The 23,659-nt window shown below is 42.7% G+C and carries 22 protein-coding genes; 8 read left to right on the top strand and 14 right to left on the bottom strand.

The annotated features are described in order from the left end of the window. Positions 1-49 precede the first annotated feature (49 nt). A complete protein-coding gene (locus tag F897_RS09235) occupies positions 50-853 on the top strand; it encodes a YbgF trimerization domain-containing protein (RefSeq protein WP_005235301.1) in 804 nt (267 codons plus the stop codon). Between the two features lie 70 nt (positions 854-923). Here the strand turns inward: F897_RS09235 and lpxA are convergent, their stop codons facing one another. From lpxA to rimO, 12 genes are all read right to left on the bottom strand, one after another. After that, positions 924-1,712 (bottom strand): acyl-ACP--UDP-N-acetylglucosamine O-acyltransferase, encoded by a 789-nt coding sequence (gene lpxA / locus F897_RS09230; protein ID WP_005235299.1) that lies wholly within the window; start codon positions 1,710-1,712, stop codon positions 924-926. Then, positions 1,709-2,194, bottom strand: a complete 486-nt coding sequence (fabZ, locus tag F897_RS09225) for a 3-hydroxyacyl-ACP dehydratase FabZ (RefSeq protein WP_164071350.1) — start codon at positions 2,192-2,194, stop codon at positions 1,709-1,711. The genes lpxA and fabZ overlap by 4 nt, the downstream gene beginning before the upstream one ends. Before the next feature lie 5 nt (positions 2,195-2,199). Continuing rightward, entirely contained in the window at positions 2,200-3,270 is a 1,071-nt protein-coding gene (gene lpxD / locus F897_RS09220) for a UDP-3-O-(3-hydroxymyristoyl)glucosamine N-acyltransferase (RefSeq protein ID WP_005235295.1), read from the bottom strand. A gap of 3 nt (positions 3,271-3,273) precedes the next feature. After that, a complete protein-coding gene (locus F897_RS09215) occupies positions 3,274-3,765 on the bottom strand; it encodes an OmpH/Skp family outer membrane protein (protein ID WP_034581159.1) in 492 nt (163 codons plus the stop codon). Between the two features lie 80 nt (positions 3,766-3,845). Then, positions 3,846-6,305 (bottom strand): outer membrane protein assembly factor BamA, encoded by a 2,460-nt coding sequence (gene bamA / locus F897_RS09210; protein WP_420864483.1) that lies wholly within the window; start codon positions 6,303-6,305, stop codon positions 3,846-3,848. An 83-nt stretch (positions 6,306-6,388) separates the two neighbouring features. Next, positions 6,389-7,744: an RIP metalloprotease RseP gene (rseP, locus tag F897_RS09205; RefSeq protein WP_005235289.1), complete on the bottom strand. Its 1,356-nt coding sequence runs from the start codon at positions 7,742-7,744 to the stop codon at positions 6,389-6,391. A gap of 3 nt (positions 7,745-7,747) precedes the next feature. Further along, complete coding sequence (gene ispC, locus F897_RS09200; RefSeq protein WP_005235287.1) at positions 7,748-8,944, bottom strand: 1-deoxy-D-xylulose-5-phosphate reductoisomerase; 1,197 nt, start codon at positions 8,942-8,944, stop codon at positions 7,748-7,750. Further along, entirely contained in the window at positions 8,945-9,769 is an 825-nt protein-coding gene (locus F897_RS09195; protein ID WP_004786167.1) for a phosphatidate cytidylyltransferase, read from the bottom strand. A gap of 5 nt (positions 9,770-9,774) precedes the next feature. After that, complete coding sequence (gene uppS / locus F897_RS09190; RefSeq protein ID WP_005235285.1) at positions 9,775-10,527, bottom strand: polyprenyl diphosphate synthase; 753 nt, start codon at positions 10,525-10,527, stop codon at positions 9,775-9,777. Between the two features lie 7 nt (positions 10,528-10,534). Continuing rightward, positions 10,535-11,089, bottom strand: coding sequence for a ribosome recycling factor (gene frr, locus F897_RS09185; protein ID WP_005235283.1), 555 nt, complete (start codon positions 11,087-11,089; stop codon positions 10,535-10,537). 79 nt (positions 11,090-11,168) lie between these two features. Next, positions 11,169-11,897, bottom strand: coding sequence for a UMP kinase (gene pyrH, locus F897_RS09180; RefSeq protein WP_004786170.1), 729 nt, complete (start codon positions 11,895-11,897; stop codon positions 11,169-11,171). A gap of 46 nt (positions 11,898-11,943) precedes the next feature. Beyond that, complete coding sequence (gene rimO / locus F897_RS09175) at positions 11,944-13,287, bottom strand: 30S ribosomal protein S12 methylthiotransferase RimO (RefSeq protein ID WP_005235275.1); 1,344 nt, start codon at positions 13,285-13,287, stop codon at positions 11,944-11,946. 350 nt (positions 13,288-13,637) lie between these two features. Here rimO and glnL point away from each other — a divergent pair, with 350 nt between their 5' ends. Further along, complete coding sequence (gene glnL / locus F897_RS09170) at positions 13,638-14,747, top strand: nitrogen regulation protein NR(II) (RefSeq protein ID WP_005235272.1); 1,110 nt, start codon at positions 13,638-13,640, stop codon at positions 14,745-14,747. Next, positions 14,734-16,215 (top strand): nitrogen regulation protein NR(I), encoded by a 1,482-nt coding sequence (glnG, locus tag F897_RS09165; protein ID WP_005235270.1) that lies wholly within the window; start codon positions 14,734-14,736, stop codon positions 16,213-16,215. The genes glnL and glnG overlap by 14 nt, the downstream gene beginning before the upstream one ends. A 56-nt stretch (positions 16,216-16,271) precedes the next feature. On the opposite strand, the gene F897_RS09160 is transcribed toward glnG, so the two are convergent. Beyond that, a complete protein-coding gene (locus F897_RS09160; protein WP_004786177.1) occupies positions 16,272-16,598 on the bottom strand; it encodes a hypothetical protein in 327 nt (108 codons plus the stop codon). A gap of 184 nt (positions 16,599-16,782) precedes the next feature. Continuing rightward, on the bottom strand, positions 16,783-18,663 hold the full coding sequence (mnmG, locus tag F897_RS09155; RefSeq protein WP_034581157.1) for a tRNA uridine-5-carboxymethylaminomethyl(34) synthesis enzyme MnmG: 1,881 nt from the start codon (positions 18,661-18,663) through the stop codon (positions 16,783-16,785). 249 nt (positions 18,664-18,912) lie between these two features. Here mnmG and F897_RS09150 point away from each other — a divergent pair, with 249 nt between their 5' ends. From F897_RS09150 to F897_RS09130, 5 genes are all read left to right on the top strand, one after another. Then, positions 18,913-19,284: a hypothetical protein gene (locus F897_RS09150; RefSeq protein ID WP_034580932.1), complete on the top strand. Its 372-nt coding sequence runs from the start codon at positions 18,913-18,915 to the stop codon at positions 19,282-19,284. 212 nt (positions 19,285-19,496) lie between these two features. Next, positions 19,497-20,384 carry a bile acid:sodium symporter family protein gene (locus F897_RS09145; protein WP_005235266.1) on the top strand — a complete coding sequence of 296 codons (888 nt, stop codon included), beginning with the start codon at positions 19,497-19,499 and terminating at the stop codon, positions 20,382-20,384. Between the two features lie 87 nt (positions 20,385-20,471). Next, positions 20,472-21,371: a bile acid:sodium symporter family protein gene (locus tag F897_RS09140; protein WP_005235265.1), complete on the top strand. Its 900-nt coding sequence runs from the start codon at positions 20,472-20,474 to the stop codon at positions 21,369-21,371. A 123-nt stretch (positions 21,372-21,494) separates the two neighbouring features. Next, positions 21,495-22,400, top strand: a complete 906-nt coding sequence (gene prmA, locus F897_RS09135; RefSeq protein WP_034170373.1) for a 50S ribosomal protein L11 methyltransferase — start codon at positions 21,495-21,497, stop codon at positions 22,398-22,400. An 18-nt stretch (positions 22,401-22,418) separates the two neighbouring features. After that, positions 22,419-23,279 carry a DUF3426 domain-containing protein gene (locus F897_RS09130; protein ID WP_005235262.1) on the top strand — a complete coding sequence of 287 codons (861 nt, stop codon included), beginning with the start codon at positions 22,419-22,421 and terminating at the stop codon, positions 23,277-23,279. Positions 23,280-23,659: the final 380 nt, after the last annotated feature.

The following is a 23,659-nucleotide window of genomic DNA, read 5'->3' as shown; positions in this document are numbered from 1 at the left end:
AATAAATGAGCTGCGGATACATAATCTCGCCAAAAATCATGGAACTTATATGATGTTTAAGAAACAGGTATTGTGTGCCCTCACTGCACTCTGTACAACCTCTCTTTTTGCTGCGATTCCTATCGAATCACGTGGACTCAGCCAAGGTGCTCAATCAAATAATATCAGCTCTCAATCTGCCATTGCTACAGGTGCAGATGCACCTCAGACCAATACCAGTTGGCAGCTCATGCAAAAAAACCAGCAGCTTGAAAATGATCTACGCAGTTTACGTGGAAAAATCGAAGAACAAGAAAATGAGATCGAGAGATTAAAAAGCGAATTAACCAACCGCTATGCCGATCTGGATCAACGTCTTGAACTGTTGCAGCAAAAAATTGAACCTGCTGAAGATACTCCCGCGGAGGATAACCAACAGGATATTTCTCCCAGTTTAAGCTCTAATGCTCCAGTAGCGACTAATCAGGCATCCACAACGCAACAGTCGAGTGAGCAGGAAAAAGCGGCTTATACTATTGCACTGGATGCCTATAAAAATGGTGGTGCAGCTAAAGCCATTGCGCCCATGCAGAATTTCATCAAGAATAACCCAAATAGCGTCTATATCAGCAATGCTCACTTCTGGTTAGCCGAATTCAACCTGTCCATTGATCCACCGAATTTTAATGAAGCAAAGAAGAATTATCTGATTGTGGTTGACCGCTATCCGAATTCTGCAAAAGCCTCTACTGCCGTTTATCAGCTTTATAATATTAGTAAGGATGTAGAAAAGAATGCTACTCTTGCTTCGCAATATAAAGCGAAACTACTCAAGAACTATCCGAAAGCTGAAGAAGTTAAATTTCTTAAGTAAAATATAAAGCCTCAAAATAAAAAAGACACCATGCAGGTGTCTTTTTTAATTCCAACTTCACTTCTATAACTTAACGCACAATGCCACGCTTTGATTGTTCAAGTGAATCAATCAGACGTTGGGCTTCAGAAACTTCTGGAAGAATCTCGTTACGGATTTTCTCAATAGCTTCCTGAGTCGTTAAGCCAGATTTATAAATCAGCTTAAAGGATTCACGTAAACCATTAATCACGTCTTTTGACCAGCCTTTACGACGCATGCCTTCAATATTCATGGCAAATGCATGGGCCGGGTTACCCGATACCATCACATAGGCAGGAACATCTTTCAGAATCAGTGAAGCACCACCAATCATGCTGTAAGAGTCAATTTTACAGAACTGGTGAATACCTGAGTTACCACCAATCACGACATAATCGCCTACGTGTACGTGACCCGCCACACCGACATTATTTGCAAAAATGTTATGATCACCAACCATACAGTCATGTGCAATATGCGTATTTACCATTAACAGGTTATGACTGCCAATCTTGGTAATACCTTTGTCCTGAACCGTACCACGGTGCAGACTGCAGTGTTCACGAATCTTATTATAATCACCAATTTCCAGCCAGGTTTCCTCACCTGCATATTTCAGATCTTGGCAGACTTCACCAACACTGGCGAACTGAAAAATTTCATTATGTTCACCAATACGTGTGAAACCACCTACCACGACATGTGAATGCAGTTTGGTACCAGCACCAATCGTGACATTTGGCCCAATAATACAATAAGGGCCAATCTGTACATCTGCAGCAATTACTGCAGATGCGTCAATGATGGCAGTTGGATGAATTAGGGGATTATTGCTCATGCCTGCTCGACTTTCAGATGGGAAACCATAATTTCCGCGGTTGTTGCGACAATGCCATCTACTGTGGCAATACAATTATATTTATAAATGCCACGTTTTTGCATCACTAATTCAGATTTAAGTACTAATTGGTCGCCAGCAACCACTTGTTTTTTAAATCGAACCTTTTCAGCGCCAGCAAAAAGGAATAATGAACCTTCTTTTGGAGTTTCATTATTCCTGACAAAACCAAGGATACCTGAGATCTGTGCTAATGCCTCGACAATCAATACGCCTGGCATGATTGGATAGTTCGGAAAATGGCCTTGCAGAAACTCTTCATTAATTGAGACGTTTTTATAACCAACAATGCCATTTTCGGTAATATCGACAACGCGATCTACCAGCAGAAATGGATAGCGATGGGGCAAATATTCACGAATCTTTTGAATATTCATTGGCAATTCAGGCTTCGTGAATGTAGGCAAATTCGACTCTGTCATCATAATTATTTACGCAACTTAAATGTTGATTCAATGGACTCAATTTGAGATTGCATATGATCCAATCGTTTTACCAACTGGGTCAATGGCACATCTGCTAATTGTCTTAAGCGAACCACTGTGCGTTTCCATTGCTGATTTGGCAACAATCCCATGCCTGAAGAATAAGTACCTTCTTCAGTAATGTTATTTGTCACCATTGACATTCCTGTCAAGGTCACATTATCGGTGATATGTAGGTGTCCTGCTACCCCACAGGCCCCCGCGAGAATACAGTTTTTGCCAATCGTGGTACTACCGGCAATCCCGCATTTGGCTGCAATCGCAGTATTTTCACCAATCTTGACGTTATGGGCGATTTGCACAAGATTATCAATAATGACACCTTGTTCCAGAATTGTGTCATCCAGTGCACCCCGGTCAATACTACAGTTTGAGCCGATCCGGACATCATCTGCAATACGGACTGAACCCAACTGGGCAATCCGATGCCATTTACCTTGATAAGGTGCGAAACCAAAACCTTCACTACCAATCACGGTATTGGCATGGATACGAACACGATTACCAATTTTTGTAGCACCTGTTAAAGTCACATGTGCATCAATAAAACAGTCCCGACCAATTTCAACCTGGTCGTCAATCTGAACGTGTGACTGGATAATGGTATTTTCACCCACCACACAATTCTCACCAATGACGGCATAATGGCCAATATAGGCGCTGTCAGCAATGATGGCAGATGGATGAATTTGTGCGGTACTTTCAATTCCCTGAGTCGTATGCTTTTTCTCAAAAACGTGAGTCAGAATTGCAAAAGCCAGATAAGGATTGGCAACGACAATGAAGTTCTGCTGGGAAATTAGCTGCTCTTTTAATTCAGCAGTCACAATTAAAGCACCTGCCTTACTCTGAGCTGCCTGTTCCAGATATTTATCTGCATTGACAAATGCAAGGTCATGAGAGGTTGCATTTTCAAGACTTGCCAAACCTCTCAAACATAAATCCGCCTGACCTACATACTCACCTTGGACAAGACGAGCGAGGTCAGCTAACTGAAGTTTTTGATGATTCATCGATTATTTAATTGCATTAACCTTTTGAATCATTTTATCAGTTAAATCATACTTCGCGTCATAAGCAAGTACGGAATTTTTATTTAAAACCACATCTAGCTTGTTTTCTTGGCGCAATTGTTCAGCAGCACGCTTCAAATTCCCTTCAAAAGCCTTATTTACACTTTGCATGCGCGTTTGTACAGTTGCCTGTACCTGTTGCTGTACACCTGCCAGTTGAGTCGCTTTCCCTTCAAATTCTTTAGCTATTTTTTCACGTTCTGCCTGTGTTTTTGCAGTCTGGCCTTTTTGCTTGATTGCAGCAAGGTCTTTTTGAAACTGTGCAATCTGGGCAGTTTGCGGCTTGATTTCATTTTCCAGAGTGGCATTTTGCTGCTTTAAATAAGTACTGTTTTGTACTACTTTTTCCAGATCAACGATCCCATAATCATCCGCATGTGACAATGAAGTTAAACCCGCTAAAGCAATACCCATTGCCATCATCATTTTTTTCATGTTTTTACCCATTCAAAAAATTTTGCTCACAAAACCTGATGGCTTCATGAGCAAAATTTGTATTTAAGATCAAAGTCTTCTTAGAAAGTACGTCCAATTTCGAACTGAACATTTTGAGTTTCATCACCGTCTTTATCATTCAACGGGTATGCATAGCTCAGTGATAATGGACCAATCATGGTAATCCAGGTGAAACCAGCACCTACGCTATAACGCATATTGCCTGCATCGAAACCAAAGTTATCTTTACAGTACTGTTTACCACTCACCGAGCTGCCATTCACGAAAATATTATCATTAGATACATCACACTGAGTATCAAATACTTGAGCACCTTCAGCAAAGAGTACCGGACGAACCTGACGCGCCCAATCTCCCTTAAATGGAACAGGCAGAACCAACTCAGTACCAAACTGAACTAAAGCATTACCGCCCACTTCTTCTGGGGATGGATCAGTTCGGCCGATGTCAGAGAAATATACGCCTGGATATTTAGGACCTAAGGTACTGTTTTCATAACCACGTACTGAACCATAACCACCGGCATAGAAGTTCTTATAGAAAGGCAAGTCATTACCATAGCCCAACTTACCATATCCACGCAGAACAAAATCTTTGCCTAATGGGAAGAAAGCCTGAGCGTCATAAGTGAGCTTTTGATATTCCACATCGCTACCTGGCAAAGCAATTTCTGCATTGACACGATGTGACATACCTGTGGTCGGGAACATTGGACGGTTCAAAGTATTATAAGACCAACCCAGATTCAGGTTATAGGTCAAGAAATCACCCTTAAACTCTTGACCATATGAAATAGTATCAAGTGGAGCACCATTTGCATCTACACAGTTGCCTGTTGCAGATTCAACCTGACCTGGACAGAAGTCACCACGCTTGGTTTCTTTACCACCATTACGTTCCAAATAGTCAGCCACATATGTAGATACATATGGCCCTGTGGTCACTTCAGTCTGGTCTATATTCAGACCCAGGCTTATACTCTGGTTCTCATCAATTGGATAACCAAAGTTGATACCACCACCCAAGCTGTCTGTAACATAGTTGTTTACGTTATAGTCATCATCCAGCTTGGTTTTACGGTAGTACATATTATAGCCGCGACGTACACCATCAATCGTGAAGTACGGGTCCATTACACTCAAGTTATAATAATCTTGAGTTTCAGAACGTGACAGATCAATCGAAACGCTGTTCCCTGTACCCAGGAAGTTAGTCTGACTTAATCCAGCCTGGAACGTTACACCACCGCTTTGCGAGAAACCAACAGCTAGAGTACTTGTACCTGAATGCTGCTCTTCAACTGTCACATTCAAATCAATTTGATCTGGTGATCCTGGAATACGAACAGGTTTGATATCAACTGTTTTGAAGAAACCAGTACGTTCTAAACGTACTTTAGACAGATCAATCTTCTCATTGCTTGCCAGTGCACTTTCCATCTGGCGCATTTCACGACGCAATACCTCATCGGCAGTTTTAGAATTACCTGTGAAATTGATCCGACGTACAGTCACTTGTTGACCTGGATTAATATAGTAGTTCAGATCAACCTGTTTAGTTTCATTATTGATTTGAGGTACAACATTTACTTCAGCATAATAATAGCCAGCATTACCATATTTACGTAACAATAACTGTTTAACCGCATTCACTCGTTCCTGAGAGTAGGTGTCGCCTTCTTTATACAACTGCAAAGCTTGTAGCTCTTCAGGTTTATAAAGCGCATCACCCAGGAATTTGGTTTGTCCAAACTTAAACTGTTCGCCTTCATTGACTGAAACTTCAATAAAGACATTCTTTTTATCTTCACTCAGGTTCAGACTTGAATTGGTAATATTGAAGTTGATGTAACCGCGGTTCAGATACATCGCACGTAAGGCTTCCAGGCTCGCAGCCATTTTTTCACGTGCATAACGGTCATTACGCGAGATGACCGAGCTCCAGCCACTTTCTTTAACAGCGAATGCCTGTTTGATATCTGATTCTTTAAAGACAGTATTGCCTATAATATTGATATCAAAAACTTTAGCGGCTTTACCTTCAACAAAATCGATCAGCACTTCAACGCGGTTGTTTGGTCGCGGTGTCGTTGTTACCGTAATATCGGCATCATAACGACCTTGCTGCATATATTGCTGTTCCAGCTCGGTTTCGACTGTTTGCAGTGCAGATTTCTTCAGTACCTCACCTTCAGCCAGACCCATTTTTTTCAGGCCTTCTTCCAGCGCTTCCTTCGGAATCAGCTTATTGCCTTTCAGCTCGATTTTTGAAATTACCGGACGTTCTACCACCTGGAATACCAAGGTATTGCCCTGCTGAACGGCTTTAATGTCATCAAATAGTCCAGATGCATACAAGCTACGAATCGCATTGGCAATGATCGGATCATTCACCCGGTCACCACTGTTGATTGGCACCAAGCCGTACACATTTTCTGGAGTTAAACGTACCAATCCATCAAATTTTATATCTTGTACAATGAAGTCTTCTGCCGCATATACTTGTTGTGCTACTGCCATTGCACTAACGAGTGCCAAAGGCATAAATAAATGTGTGTGCTGCATGCCAGTCTTTTCCGCTGTTAATTATTCCATTTACGTTATTATAAACGCATAAAGTCATTAAATAATGCCAAAAGCATCATACTGCCGAGCAGTACCATACCAATTTTTAATCCAACCAATTGTATTTGTTCAGAAACAGGTTTACCACGAATTAATTCGATAAAATAATAAACCAGATGTCCGCCATCAAGCATTGGGATTGGCAATAAGTTTAATATCCCTAAACTTACACTCATTAGCGCCATAAAGGAAATAAAAGTTTTCCAACCCATTTCCGCGCTTTGTCCCGCCACTTTGGCAATGGTAATCGGGCCAGAAAGATTATCCAGACCAATCAGACCACGTACCATTTTGACGATCGAGTTCAAAATCATTGAAGACAGATGTGCTGTCTTGTCAAAGGCCATCACCATCGCCTCAACAGGCGTATAGTGAATCGTCTGTTTATATTCAGCAGGAATTGTCACCTTGCCCGGATCACTTTGAACTCCGAGCATACCGGTTACATTCCCCATATTGTCACGTTTGCCTTGCGGCATGACTTGAAGATGTACCACCTGGTTACCACGCAATACATCTATCTTAAGTAATTTTTCTGGTGATGCCTGTACAACCTGTACCACATCGAACCAGTCTTTCATCTGTACACCATCAATGGCCAGAATCTTATCGCCTTCTTTAAGACCCTGACGAATGGCTGCACCATCTTCACTCAGTTTGCTCACCACAGCCGGAATTTCCGGACGATATGGCAAGAAACCTAGTGTATCAAGAGGTGACTGACTTTGATCTTTAAGAAAGTCTTGAATTGGTAACTGGAATATCTTGTTTTCACCCGCACGGTCTGCCTGAATCGAGACCACACCAGTTTCACCCACACGATCCACCAAGGCATAACTCAGTTTTTCCCAAGTTTCGACTTGCGCACCATCTACAGCGACAATCTTGTCACCCGGCTGCATCTGTACTGCGGCTGCCGGTGTGTTTGGTAAGACCTTGCCTACGCGAGTATTAAGCTGTTCTTGTGCAGGTAAAAAAAGCACCCAAAACAGGACAACGGCTAAAAGCAGGTTAATGAGAGGACCCGCAGCAACGATGGCAATACGTTTCCAGGGATGCTGACGGTTAAAGGCTTTAGGCAAGTCTTCTTCTGCCACACTGCCTTCACGCTCGTCTAGCATTTTGACATAGCCACCCAAAGGCAAAGCTGAAAGCTGATATTGGATACCGGATTTTTTAGAAGTCCATTTTAGGAGGGTTGGCCCAAAACCAATGGAATAGACCAGTACTTTAACGCCCAGTTTACGTGCCACAATGTAGTGACCAAACTCGTGAATCGCAATTAAGGGACCGAGTAATAGGATTGCGGCTGCAATAATAAACAAGGCGTTCATGTCTTAACTTCCTTTATTCACAACATATTGCTGTGATAAACCTCGTGCTGTGTGATCTGCATGCAGAATAGTATCCAGATCATGTGCTGGTTGATTGTCCATCTGATTCAGGACAGTTTCAACCACCTGAGGAATTTGGGTAAATCTGATTTGCTGATTTAAAAATGCAGCAACTGCAATTTCATTGGCCGCATTCAAAATTGTAGGCGCAATTCCACCACTCTTCATGGCTTGACGTGCTAATTTCAGTGCCGGAAAACGCACCACATCCGGTTCCTGGAAATTCAGCTGTGAATGCTTAAACAAATCCAGAGCCGGGATATGGGTACTGATCCGTTGTGGCCATGCCAAAGCATGTGCAATTGGCGTGCCCATATCCGGGTTACCCATTTGTGCCAATGTCGACCCGTCCACATATTGCACCATGGAATGAATAATACTCTGTGGATGGACAACAACTGTAACAAATTGTTCTTGAACTGCAAACAAATGACACGCTTCGATAAGTTCCAGCCCTTTATTCATTAAAGTAGCTGAATCTACAGAAATCTTTTGCCCCATTGACCAGTTTGGATGTTTGCAGGCTTGAGCAGGCGTCACATCATGCAATTGCTCAAGAGAATGATTCAGGAATGGACCGCCAGAAGCAGTCAGTAAAATCTGATGAACACCGAGCTTAGGTTGACCATTACGTTCGGCATCAAAGTAGTTTTGAGGCAGGCACTGGAAAATCGCATTATGTTCAGAGTCGACTGGCAATAATAATGCACCATAATCTCGCGCAGCTTGCATCATGATGTCGCCGGACATGACCAAGGCTTCTTTATTGGCCAATAGGACACGCTTACCCGCTTTGACTGCAGCCAATGTAGGAAGCAGGCCCGCCGCCCCGACAATTGCTGCCATCACGATATCAACATCCGCATACTCTGCGACTGAAATTAAGCCTGCTTCGTCCTGAAGAATTTCGATATCTGATAAGCCCTGTACTTGTAGCAGCTGAGAAAGCTCATCAACTTTATTTGCAGGCACTACAGCCACTTTAGGACGGTACTGCTGACAGATTTCTGCCAGCTCAGTAATACGACTTTGCGCTGTCACAGCGAAAACCGAGTAAGCTTCAGGATGTTGCTGCAAAATTTTTAAAGTACTTTGACCAATTGAACCTGTAGCACCCAGTATACAAACAGCTTGTGACATTTATAAATCTACGCCAATAAGTTTTAAAACATATATGCCTGTTGCAAAGATAGGAGCTGCAGCAAGCAAAGAATCAATACGATCTAGTACACCACCATGACCCGGCAAAATACGGCCCGAATCCTTGATTCCAGCACGACGCTTGATCATGGATTCAAACAGGTCACCTAGCACTGAACTAAATACGGTAATAACAGAAAGAATCAGGAACAGACATAGCTCTGGCCAGGTCATATCCAGATAAAGTGAAGCGACGGCAACCACGATGAGCATGGAGGTAAGAATACCACCGTATAGACCTTCTACCGACTTGTTTGGGCTGACATTTGGTGCGAGTTTTTTCTTGCCGAATTTGCGTCCAACAAAGTAAGCGCCACTGTCTGCACCCCAAACCAGCAGGAACAGGTACATTAACCACCATGGGGAGTTTAACCAAACCGAGAAGATTGCCGTAACAGCAGCAGAAACCAGTACAATCCCGATGCCATGCAAGCTGACATTGTACCAGCCATCATAATCAGGATAGGTTTTAACCCAGTAGATACTCAGCAACCAGGTCAGAATAGATGCCGACCACAATAATAAGGCCACATCCCAATAGTATAAAGCCAGTGCAGATAGGGCTGCAGTCAGTAGACCATAGCCCCACGCCACTGGCTTGATAACATTTTTACATTTTCGCGGCATGAGTTTAAACCACTCATAGCCTGCCACCCCGGCAGCCACAACCATCAATGCGAACATTGGATATTGTGATTTGGTCGCAAACATACAGCTCAGTACGACTGCAACCAGCACCAATGCGGTTATAATCCGCTCAAACATGTGTATTAATTCTCAAGTCTTTCTTGAAGAATCTGCTCTGATGTTTTACCAAAACGACGTTCGCGCCCACCAAATACAGCAAGTGCATCATCGAATTCCTCTACGGTAAATTCTGGCCATAAGGTCTCAGTAAAATACAGCTCTGCATATGCTGCCTGCCAGAGCAGGAAATTGGACAGGCGGAAATCTCCACCGGTACGAATCAGCAGATCAACAGGCGGCAAGTCACTCAAACTGACATATTGACCGAACACATCAGTATCAATTGCTTCAAGATCTAATTTATTTATTAAAACATCCGCAGCAATCTGCTTCGCAGCTTGTGCCATGTCCCACATTCCACCATAGCTGATTGCAATGGTAAGCGTCATACTATCGAAATTAGCAGTCCTTTGTTCTGCTTGCAACATCAATGCTTGCAATTCAGGAGATAAACGCGACCGATCACCAATAAAACGTAAAGCAATATTAAATTTTTGCATACGTGGTAACTGTTCATGAATCGTGTCTTCCAACAACTTCATGAGCAAGTCGACCTCATATTGGGGACGGTTCCAGTTTTCGCTAGAGAATGCAAAGACCGTTAAAGCCTGGATATTTCTTTTTCTACAATGTTCAACAATCGGGTCTAGAACCGTTTTTCCTTCACGGTGTCCATCGCCTTTCTGCATCTGATTTTTTTTGGCAAAACGATTGTTGCCATCCATGATGATGGCAACATGTTTTGGAAGACGGGAATTTTCTTCAGAAGCGGTCATTGATGAATTAAACCTTCATCAATTCAGCTTCTTTCGCAGCCAAGCGCTTGTCAACTTCAGCAACAAATTTGTCTGTGATTTTCTGAATTTCGTCAGATGCACGACGTTCATCATCTTCAGAAATTTCTTTTTCTTTCAACAATGCTTTGATGTCACCCAATACATCACGACGGATGTTACGAATCGCGACTTTGGCATTTTCAGCTTCGTTTCGTGCAACTTTCTGCATGTCACGACGGGTTTCTTCAGTCAACGCTGCCATTGGTACACGGATCGCGTCAGCAGTAATCGGGTTCAAACCAAGATCAGACTCACGGATCGCCTTATCAATCGCAGCAACCATTGAACGTTCAAATGGTTGAACCAGCAATGTACGTGAATCTTCCACGCCTACGTTTGCAACCTGATTCAATGGCACATCAGAGCCGTAGTAAGGAACCATGACGCCGTTCAAAATTGATGGATGCGCACGTCCGGTACGAACTTTTGCGAAACCATGTTCTAACGAGTCAAGAGACTTGTTCATACGCTCTTCTGCGTCTTTTTTAAGATCGTTAATCATATGATCTTCCTTACTTAATTCTTAAAAGATGTATTTACTAAATTAGGAGGTAGTATAAAGGGCTTTGTAGCTCACGTCATTAATTGGTGACGTGAGTTCCTTCTTTTTCACCCATCACCACTGAAAGCAATGCGCCAGATTTGTTCATGTCAAATACTTGAAGTGGCACATTGTGGTCACGACATAAGCAGATCGCAGTTAAATCCATGACGCCCAACTTCTCGTCCAGCACCTGATCAAATGTCAAGGTATCGTATTTCACGGCATCTTCGTATTTGCTTGGATCTTTGTTGTAAACGCCATCAACCTTAGTAGCTTTCAGGATCAGGTCAGATTCAATCTCGATACCACGCAAACAAGCTGCTGTATCCGTAGTAAAGAACGGATTACCTGTACCCGCAACAAATACGCACACTTCACCTTGAGTCAGATGACGAATCGCATCACGGCTAGAATAAGATTCAACCACTGCACCAATCGGTAATGCAGACATCAAACGGGTTTTGATATTACGGCGTACCAAAGCATCACGTAATGCCAGACCGTTCATGACAGTCGCCAACATACCCATCTGGTCACCGGTTACACGACCAACAAGACCGTCTTTTTGCAACTGGCTACCACGGTACAGGTTACCGCCGCCCACCACGATACCGACTTGTACACCCAAACCCACGAGATGCGCAATAGAAAGTGACATCTGATCGAGCACTTGTGCATCGATACCCATGTCCTTGTTTCCTGCCAGTGCTTCACCAGATAGCTTTAGCAGGATGCGACCAAATCGTGGCTTTTTAGAATCCAACATCATCAAACTCCAAATTATTTAATCTAAATTCTTTTAATTCAAAATCTTAAGCAGACTTGATTGAGATCAGTTTGGCAAATAAATCATATTCATCTGCATCAGTGATTTCGACTTCAAGCAAATCCCCTGCCTTAATCACACTTTTGTCGATATCTTCAACAAAAACATTACCATCAATTTCAGGCGCATCCGCATATGAGCGCGCTACAGCAACCGGGAATTCTTCTTCCAGGTCATCGACTAGCACCGTCATTTTCTGGCCAATACGTTTTTGTAGCTTCGCTGCTGAAATTTCCTGCTGAACCTGCATGAAACGTTCATAACGCTCCTGCTTGATCTCTTCCGGCACATGGTCTGGAAGATCATTCGCTGTCGCGCCTTCAACTGGTGAATAAGTAAAACAGCCCACGCGATCCAGTTGCGCTTCTTTTAGCCAATCCAGAAGCATCTGGAAATCCTCTTCCGTTTCGCCCGGGAAACCCACCACAAATGTAGAACGGATGACTAGGTCAGGACATTTTTCACGCCAAACTTTTAAACGCTCCAGTGTATTTTCACTGTGCGCCGGACGTTTCATCAGCTTCAGGATTCTTGGGCTGGCATGCTGGAATGGAATATCCAGATAAGGCAGGATTTTGCCTTGAGCCATCAAATCGATCACGGCATCTACGTGTGGATATGGATAGACATAGTGCAGACGCACCCAGATGCCCAATTGACCCAATGCTTCACACATATCATAGAATTTGGTTTTAACTGGCTGACCGTTCCAGAAGTCCAGTTTGTATTTGGTATCAACACCATAAGCAGAAGTATCTTGGGAGATCACGAGTACTTCTTTGACACCTGAACGTTTCAGTGCTGCAGCTTCTTCAAGCACAGAACCGACTGGACGGGAAACCAGATCACCACGCATGCTTGGAATGATGCAGAAGGTACAACGGTGGTTACAGCCTTCCGATATTTTCAGATATGCATAATGTTTAGGGGTTAAACGGATACCCTGCTCAGGCACCAGATCAATAAATGGATTGTATTTTGGCGGCTCAGGAACATACTCATGTACCGCATCCATCACTTCTTCATATGCCGCTGCACCTGTCACTTTCAGAACATTCGGGTGCATTTGGCGAATTTTATCTTCGTCTTTTCCTAGACAACCTGTTACGATGACACGACCATTCGCGCTCATCGCTTCACCGATGGCATCTAAAGACTCTTGTACTGCAGATTCAATAAAACCACAGGTATTTACTACTACTAAATCAGCACCGTCATAATCCGATGCGACATCATAACCTTCAGTCTTTAACTGAGTTAAAATTCGTTCAGAATCTACCAATGCCTTAGGACAACCTAAAGATACAAAACCGACTTTGGGGGACTTCATGAATCTGCGCTCCACTAGAATGCGCGTATTGTATGTCTTTTCGCATCATAAAAATAGTTGAAATGGCTACTCTTTGCATCACGCACTAAAATAACGCCATAAAATATTCAATATAAAAGTTTATGCACCAAAATGAATCACTTTAGGTTTACAGCCTCAATTTAATCCGTTATACCTGAGTTTGATTGGGCATCCCCGTCAGATTTCGTGCATTTTTCAGCAAAATTTTAACAAGAGTTCTAAAGTTGGCGTGCATCTTGCTTAATTTGCCTCAAATCTGAACTTTGAAATTGTTATTTTGCTTTATGAAGATGCCATTGCGCCATTTTAATACAGGAAAACCACCGCTAATGGATCAGCCTCATTCCATCGATTATCGCCTTTTGGTGGACAACCTGACCACTGCCATTATGCTGGTTGATAGTCACCTGAATATTTATTACTTAAATACGGCCTGCGAGGCCATGTTTGATGTCAGCCTGTTACGCGCATCAGGCACGCCGGTCTTAAATATACTGCAAGCGCCAACAGATGAATTCAATACTGAAGAATCTCTATATAACACGCTGCATACTGGCCAACCTTATACTCGCCGTGAGGCGACGATCATCGTCAACTTTAAAGACATTCATGTGGACTATACGGTTTCCCTGCTCAATGCGGGCAAGCCAAATCATCCTTTATTGCTGATCGAGCTGAATCAGCGTGACCGCATGCTGAAAATATCGCGTGAAGAAAACTATATTCAGCAGCATCAGGTCGCGCGTCAGCTGATTCGCGGTGTCGCGCATGAAATTAAGAACCCGCTCGGTGGCATCCGCGGTGCAACACAGCTTCTGGCACGTAGCCTTGAAGATCCAAAATATAAAGAGTTCACTGACATTATTATTAGTGAAGTGGATCGCCTGAGAAATCTGGCGGATAGTATGCTGGGTTCACGCCAGTTACCAAGCTATGAAATGGTCAATGTGCACGAACCACTGGAACGTGTCCGCTCACTGATTGTGAACCAGACCAAAAAGAAAATTAAAATTACCCGGGACTATGACTTGTCCCTGCCAGAAGTTTTGGCAGACCGCGATCAACTGATTCAGGTCATGCTGAATATCTGCGTGAATGCTGTTCAGGCCATGACCGAGAACAAGGATTTCTTTGTCGAGCACCAACCTGAACTGGTGTTAAGAACCCGGATTCAGCGTTTATACACTATTAATGGTGTGATACATCGCTCAGTGGTACGCATCGACATTGAAGACAATGGTCCGGGTGTACCAGATGATATTATTGAAGCCGTTTTCTACCCGCTGGTGACCAGCCGTGCCAAAGGAACAGGCCTGGGCCTCAGTATTGCTCAAAATATAATGCACCAACATAACGGAATGATTGAATGCCAGTCAGTTCCAGGAAAAACCGTATTTAGCTTATTTTTACCTTGGGAGTCAGATCATGTCGCGAAATAAAATATGGGTGATTGATGACGATCGTGCCATGCGTTGGGTACTAGAAAAAACATTCAAAGAAGAAGGTTTCGACGTCACCAGTTTTGAAGAAGCCCAGTCAGCACTTGATCAGTTGGGTGTCGATGCACCTGATGTGATCCTGACCGATATCCGTATGCCGGGTATTGATGGTTTGACCTTTTTAGGCAAAGTAAAAAATACCAATCCTGATCTGCCAGTTATTATTATGACGGCGCATTCAGATCTGGAATCGGCGGTATCCAGTTATCAAACGGGTGCTTTTGAATACCTGCCAAAGCCATTTGATATTGATGAAGCATTAGCACTGGTTAATCGTGCGATTTTGCATATCACCAAATTACAGCAGCAAGAATCTGCTAAATCTGCACCAACGATTCAGTCAACTGAGATCATTGGTGAATCGCCTGCGATGCAGGAAGTGTTCCGTGCGATTGGTCGTTTGTCTCAATCACATATTACCGTGCTGATTAATGGTGAATCGGGTACAGGTAAAGAACTGGTCGCGCATGCCCTACACCGCCATTCACCTCGTAGTAATAAACCATTTATTGCACTAAACATGGCTGCAATTCCAAAAGACCTGATTGAGACTGAATTGTTTGGTCATGAAAAAGGCGCTTTTACCGGTGCAAATACGCAACGTCAAGGCCGTTTTGAACAGGCCAACGGCGGTACGCTATTCCTGGATGAAATTGGCGACATGCCTTTTGAAACCCAGACTCGCTTATTACGTGTCTTGGCAGATGGCGAGTTCTACCGTGTCGGTGGCCACATCCCGGTGAAAGTTGATGTACGTATTGTAGCTGCAACGCATCAGGACTTGGAAAAGCTGGTACATGATGGTCGCTTCCGTGAAGACTTATATCACCGTCTAAACGTAATCCGTATTCATATTCCTAAACTGGCGCATCGCTCTGAAGATATTCCAATGCTGGCGCAGCACTTCCTGGCGCGTGCCGGTAAGGAATTAGGCGTTAATCCTAAAATCTTGCGCCCTGAAACTCAGGAATATATGCAAAAGCTACCTTGGCAAGGGAACGTACGTCAGCTTGAAAATACTTGTCGCTGGCTAACTGTGATGATCACAGGCCGTGAAGTTTACCCAGAAGATCTGCCGCCTGAATTAAAACAGATTCCAATTCAGCAGCAAGATCCGGGCGCTCCAATTCCAAACCTGAATCAGATTGCGCCACATCACTGGGATGAATTACTGGGTCAATGGGCAATCCAGAAACTGAAAAACGGCGAAATGAAGCTGTTAGATGTAGCCACACCAATGTTTGAACGCACTCTGATCAATGCTGCACTACAACAAACCCGTGGTCGTAAGCGTCATGCTGCGGAGCTTTTAGGTTGGGGGCGTAATACACTCACTCGTAAGCTGAAAGAACTCGGCATGGACAGTGCGGATGACGATGAAGTAGAAGAAGTCGAAGGCCAGGCCTGAAATTAAAAAAGCACCTAAGGGTGCTTTTTTATTGCTTATATATAGTAATGAGATTCTTACACTGTTAAACCGATATATCGTGAATAACCCGCCGCGCCTAGATCCGATTTTAAAATCAGATAATTCGGATAAGTACTTGTGGTGATTTCTTCGAACATGTTGACGATGTCATCATTGGCATGCAGCTCATCTACTGTCTTTCGCATAGTTTGCTCAAATTCATCGGTAATGTATTCAAAACCGATATCCATGGCAATAAATAAGGTATGTTCACAGGGTTGAACATACTGTTCTTCTTGCCAGTTAATAATCTCTTGATGGCAATGTGGGCAGGCAATATTATCGGTGGCTTGGATGTCGAGTTCTACAAGTTGATATGGCATCTTTAATATCTAAAATTAGGACCTTCATTATTTTAACAAACGATTGAATATGAAATCTAATTATTATAAACAGATCTTTCCCTCTCCTTTTAGGGGAGGATCAGGGAGAGGTAGATTTAAAAAAAACAGTTCTATTCCACAATAAAAAACCCGCACTTAGCGGGTTTTCTATTACTTCATGATCTTAAGCAGATTTTTTCGCTTGAGCATTCTTACGGATGGTGATCATCACCAGTTGAACCGCTGCTGGTGTTACACCTGGAATGCGGCTTGCCTGAGCCAGTGTTTCAGGACGAATATCTTTCAGCTTCAAGGTAATTTCGCGAGAAAGACCTGAAACAACATCATAGTCAAAATCAGCAGGAATCTTGGTTTCCTCTAAACGTTTCATTTGCGCAACGTCTTGATGCTGACGGTTGATATAACCTTCGTATTTCACTGCAATCTCAATCTGGTCACCCACTTGTTGAGAGACTTCAGAACCAGTCAATTCAGCAATTTGAGCAAAGGTAATGTTTGGACGTTTCAGCAAATCAATCGCAGAACATTCTTTAGAAAGATCCGCACCTGTCATCTCAACGAATTTTTTACCCATTGGGTTGTTTGGTGCAGCCCAAAGATGTTGCAAACGACCTGTTTCTTTCTCTACAGCTTCCATTTTTTCACAATAAGCTGCCCAACGTTCGTCATCAACTAAGCCCATTTCACGGCCGATTGGTGTTAAACGTTGATCCGCATTGTCTTCACGTAGCATCAAACGGTATTCTGCACGAGACGTGAACATACGGTACGGTTCTTTAGTACCTAAAGTGATCAAGTCATCAACCAGTACACCCATGTATGCTTCATCACGTTTTGGTGTCCATTGCTCCTGATCCCAAGCGCGGCGTGCTGCGTTCAAGCCTGCAAGCAGCCCCTGTGCACCCGCTTCTTCATAACCTGTCGTACCGTTGATCTGACCAGCAAAGTACAGGTTATTGATCGCTTTGGTTTCCAAAGTGAATTTCAACGCTTGCGGGTTAAAGTAATCGTATTCAATCGCATAACCCGGACGAAGAATATGTGCATTTTCCATACCACGGATTGAGCGTACCAGTTCAAACTGCACGTCAAATGGTAAAGATGTTGAAATACCGTTTGGATAAAGCTCATGTGTATCCAGGCCTTCAGGCTCAAGGAATACTTGGTGTGAGTCTTTATCCGCGAATTTATGAATTTTATCTTCAATCGATGGGCAATAACGTGGACCTACACCCTCAATCACACCAGTGTACATTGGTGAACGGTCTAAACCGCCGCGAATGATCTCATGGGTACGTTCATTGGTATGTGTAATATAGCAATTCACCTGTTCAGGGTGCATAGACACATCACCCATAAATGACATGGTCGGAGATGGGAAATCACCCGGCTGTGGAGTCATTACAGAGAAATCAACTGAACGCGCATCGATACGTGGTGGTGTACCCGTTTTTAAACGACCAACAGGCAAGTTCAATTCACGTAAACGGTGCGCCAGAGAGATTGACGGCGGATCACCAGCACGACCACCTGAAGCATTGTTTAAACCGATGTGAATCACACCGCCTAAGAATGTACCCGCAGTCAGCACCACAGTTTTCGCATCAAAGCGAATACCCATTTGGGTCACGACACCTTTCACGGTATCGCCTTCAACAATCAGGTCATCTGCTGCTTGCTGGAAGATATCTAGGTTCGCTTGATTTTCTAAAGTCTCACGAATCGCCGCTTTATAACGAACACGGTCAGCCTGCGCACGAGTCGCACGTACTGCTGCACCTTTACGTGAATTCAGAATACGAAATTGAATACCGCCTTTATCGGCAGCCAGCGCCATCGCACCGCCCAAGGCATCAATTTCACGCACTAAATGTGATTTACCGATCCCGCCAATGGCCGGGTTACAGCTCATCTGCCCTAAAGTCTCAATGTTATGAGTTAAGAGTAATGTCTGTCGACCCATACGTGCTGCAGCCAGTGCTGCTTCCGTACCTGCGTGACCGCCACCGATAACAATGACATCGTATACTTTAGGATAGTGCATAGTGGTAAATAGAGAGATAGAAAAAGGATAGCTGAACATTATAGCAAACTTCCTTCCAAAGTTGACAAAATCACTTGAATTTATCCTTCGGAATTTACCCTGCCAGCCAATAAAGCAATGTAATTAAACTTTGCAGACTTACTATATAAATTAAACATCTAAACTCAAAAAGTTACCCGACTCATATTGTTTAATATTGATTAGTTTTTAATCTATAAAGTGGTCACATTACAAACAAAGGTATACATGATGAATAAGAATATTTTCCTAGCAACAGCGCTCTGCGGTCTATGTTTCGCTCCATTTGCAGCCTCAGCAAATGATAAAGTCGAAAAGGTTTATAATGCCCAAAAATACCAGCAAGTTTGTAAAGGTAAATCAGAGGGTGCTCCTGTAAGTTTTGCTTACCGCGGCATTATCTGGAATGGTACCTGTCAGCAACAGTTCTTCCCTTCATCATCAACCAATATCAAAGGCGATGAACCCGAACTTTATATATCTTGTAGTTCAGGCGGCGAAACTTCTGCAACCATTAATGGCACTCAGATCAATGGTAAATGTGCATTAGGCTTTACCCCTCCACGTCCACAGTCACAAATGCAGTCTCAGCCACGGATGTAACAAGATATGCAGTCTCAACCGCAAATGCAAACTCAGCCTCAAACCCCATCTCACTCAGGGATGTAAATCACTATATAGCTGATTAAATATATTTTTAATCATAAACTTAACGGGTAAAATGCATAAATTTTATCCGTTTTTATATTGCTTATTTATTCATCTACGCTAAACTCAAAACATACCTAAAAAATGAATAATAAAAAGGAAACTTCATGGATTCGGGGTTTTTTAGCTTGTTTTTGCCGATTACTTTGGCAATAACAATGATGGGGTTAGGGCTACAGTTAACAATCAAGGATTTTCTACATGTTAGCCGTTATCCTAAGGTGATTTTTATTGTCTTATTCTCACAACTGGTAATTTTAACCGGTTTAACCTTTTTAATCTGTCTGGTACTTGATCTGCCGCCATTGCTTGCTGTAGGCATGATGCTGCTGGCTGCCTCTCCAGGAGGAGCTACTGCCAATCTGCTAAGTTATCTTTATAAAGGTGATGTTGCGCTTAATATCACGTTAACCGGCATCAATACGATTATTTCTATTTTTACCTTACCTTTTATTATGAACCTGTCCCTGTACTATTTTATAGGACAGGATACCGGCATCGGCTTACCGCTTGAAAAAATGGCTCAGGTTTTTCTGATTACGATTATTCCGGTTGTGATCGGCATGCTGATGCGGGCAAAATTTCCAAAGCTTTCAGATATTGTACATATGCCAATGCGGCTGCTATCTATCGCTTTTTTAAGCATGCTCTTGATCTATGCCATTTTCCAAGAGCGCTTTAACATCATCGAATATTTTACCGGCATTGGGATTGCTACCTCTATATTATGTTTTTCCAGCCTGTTTCTCGGTTATTGCCTGCCTTTATTAATGGATATTCCAGACAAGATGGCACGTGCCTGTACCTTTGAAGTCGGCATTCATAACACAACTGTGTCAATGACAATTGCGATTTCTGTCCTGAATAATGTCACCATTGCCATCCCTGCGGGTATTTATTCAATTGTCATGTATGTTTTTGCTGGTATTTTTGGTTTTATGATCAGCCAGCAGAAACTCAGCTATAGTGCCAAGAGTCGTTTATCAGATTTGTAACTTTCTAAGTTAATTGCCTGCTTAAGCTGTATGCTTTTTATAGAAAATTTAAAACTATTAAAATAAATTTCTATAAGGAGCATGCAGATGGACTCTGGCATCATAACAATATTCCTCCCCCTCGCACTCGCCATCATCATGGTGGGATTAGGACTCGAACTCACACTTAAAGATTTTGCGCGGGTAAGTCAGCACCCTAAAGCAGTGCTGGTTGCCTTGTTTTGTCAATTAATTCTGCTGGTAAGCATTGCTTTCATTCTATGTAAAGTTCTGGCTTTACCACCTTTACTCGCTGTTGGTCTGATGTTGCTGGCCGCTTCGCCAGGTGGTAGCACCGCAAATCTGTTCAGCTATCTATTTAAAGGTGATTTGGCGCTTAATATTACCTTGACTGCGATCAATTCGGTGGTTGCTGCATTTACCTTACCTTTAATCATGAATTTCTCGATCATGCATTTTATGCAGGACAGTCAGCAGATCAGCTTGCAGTTCGGAAAGATCCTGCAAGTGTTTGGTATCATTATTATACCGGTCGCGATTGGTATGTTGATTCGTCATTATGCCCCAGCACTCACTGTAAAGCTGAATAGGCCTCTTCGCATTTTTGCAGTCCTCTTTCTGGTGCTGATTATTGCAGGAGCAATTTATAGTGAACGCGCCAATATTGCCGAATATCTGACTCAGGTGGGTTTAGCAACCGCCCTGTTCTGTCTCTTCAGCTTAATGATTGGCTATTTTGTTCCACGCCTGATGAATATCAATTTCGCTCAGGCACGTGCCAGCGCCTTCGAGATCGGTATTCATAACAGCACACTCGCCATGACTATTGCACTTACTGTCATGTCCAGCACTGTAGTTGCTATGCCCGCTGCGGTTTATTCAATCTTTATGTATATCTTCGCAGCTATTTTTGGATTATTACTGAATCGCTTTGCTCCAGTAGCTGCACATCCTACGATCTCTCCCACTCAGGAAAATGCGTTTTAACCGGTTTTCATAAAAAGGATGCGAAAGCATCCTTTTTATTTAACTCCGTCTCAAGAAGATCACACCTTCAAGCCGAACTTCCGTTACAATAGCTTTTTGAAAAAATGTATGAAGGTTATTTCTGTGAAGTGGTTACAAATTCATATTACAGTTGATCAAGCTCAGGTAGATTTTACTGAAACATTACTTAGCTCACTGGGCGCCGTAAGTGTCACTCTGGATGATGCTGAAAACCAGGATTTACTGGAACCACTTCCGGGTGAAACACCGCTCTGGAATAAAGTGATCGTGACTGGCATCTATGCTCAAGAAGATGACGAAGAAGAAATCGATGTAGCTGCATTGGAAACCTTTATTCGCGCACAACTACCTGAAGCACCGATCCGCCATGAATTCCTGGAAGATCAAGCTTGGGAACGCACCTGGATGGATGCCTACGAGCCAATCCAGATTTCTGAAAAATTCTGGATTGTTCCAGAGTGGATGGAAGCGCCTGAAGCAGATGCAGTGAATATCAAGCTTGATCCAGGTTTAGCTTTTGGTACAGGTAACCACGCCTCTACTTTCCTTTGCCTGCAATGGTTGGGTAAAACTGATGTAAAAGACAAGATCGTGATCGATTATGGCTGTGGTTCAGGTATTCTGGCTGTCGCTGCATTGTTACTCGGTGCCAAATATGCGTATGCAACTGATATTGACCCACAAGCTGTTTTGGCCACCAAACAGAATGCTGAACTGAATGGTGTATTGGATCGACTTTATGTTGGTTTACCAGAGGAGTTCAATGCAGAGCTTGGCGAGCAGAAAGCAGATGTATTTGTTGCTAATATTCTGGCTGGCCCACTCATGATGCTTGAGCCTGAGTTCGCAGAATTGGTCAAACCTGAGGCAGAGTTCGCACTCGCAGGTGTTATTGAAGAGCAAGTTGCTGATGTTACTAGCATTTACTCAAAACATTTTGATATATTAGAAGTAGAAAAACGCGATGAACACTGGTGCCGTATTTCGGGGAAACGCCATAAGAATTAAAGAGTCTATAAAACATTTATGAGTGACAAGCGAACCCACTGCCCGACCTGCTCTACAACCTATAAAGTTACGGTTGCGCAATTAACCATTGCCCAAGGCATGGTTTGCTGCCCAAAATGTAGTACGACCTTTAATGCTTTATCGCATCTGGTGACCGAAGCACAGAATTCGGTCGCCCTTACCCATACGCCAAGTCATGTTTCTTATATTAATAGAAGCCTCGCCGAATCTACTTGTTCAGCCAATTCTTCAGATCAGCACTATTTACTCAACATCTTTGATGAAAAAGTTGAAAACTCAAATATTGATCTGAAAACATATCTGAACAACCTGAATTATTTCAGTACCGAACCGATTGCAATCCTCCCTAGCATGAACTGGGATGATCAGGCTGATAAACAGCACAATAAAGGCCCGCTTTATTATTTAGGCTGGACCAGCCTAAACCTGTTCTTATTTGGCTTACTTTTATTTCAATTCTTCTGGTTTAATCCACACTATATTAAGAATAGTCATGTGATGAGTGTGGCTTTTAACAATATCTGTGAAGTGTTCAACTGTTCCAATCTCGAAGAACATTACAATCTGATCAATACCAATAAGGTCAAAGCCAAAGCAATTGCTACAGATAAAACCCAGTTTAGCGGTGAACTGATCAATTTCCATAAGCGTAGTCTGGAAATGCCAAATTTGAGAGTCCACCTTAAAGATCAGGGTGTGGTCTTGGCGACTTATAATTTAAAACCTCAGGAATACCTGATCGAAAGCTTGGTCAAGATTCAACGTATTCCCCAAAACAGCCCATTTAAATTTGAATTTGTGCTTCCTGTCGACCGTAAAGACTTCGATAATTACAGTTTGGAAATAATTCGACCTTAATATTGATAAAAACTATTAAAAAACGAAAAAAAAGTTAAAAAAAATGCAGTTTTCTTGCTCACTTTTCCCGAGACAATGGTATTATACGCGCCACGAAAGCTATGTGCTGCAAACTCCTCGCTACTTTTTCACAACAAATACAGTCTTGCCTAATGCGCTCTAAAACTTATTGCGTATCTAGCAGATTTTTTTGTTTTGATTTTGGTCAGTAACAAAACTTTAACTATTGTTACGCTTATTTTTCGACCAAATCGTCGAGATGTGGCAAGCTACAAGCTCAATGTAATGACCAAGTTTTAGAACTCCAGTTTTAGGATCTAAAATGGAGTTCATTTCAATTTCTAGACCACTTTTATATATCGCTTTACCCAAGTGATATT

This window comes from Acinetobacter variabilis (assembly GCF_000369625.1).
GTDB lineage: Bacteria > Pseudomonadota > Gammaproteobacteria > Pseudomonadales > Moraxellaceae > Acinetobacter > Acinetobacter variabilis.
This window is presented reverse-complemented; position numbering and strand designations above follow the sequence as displayed.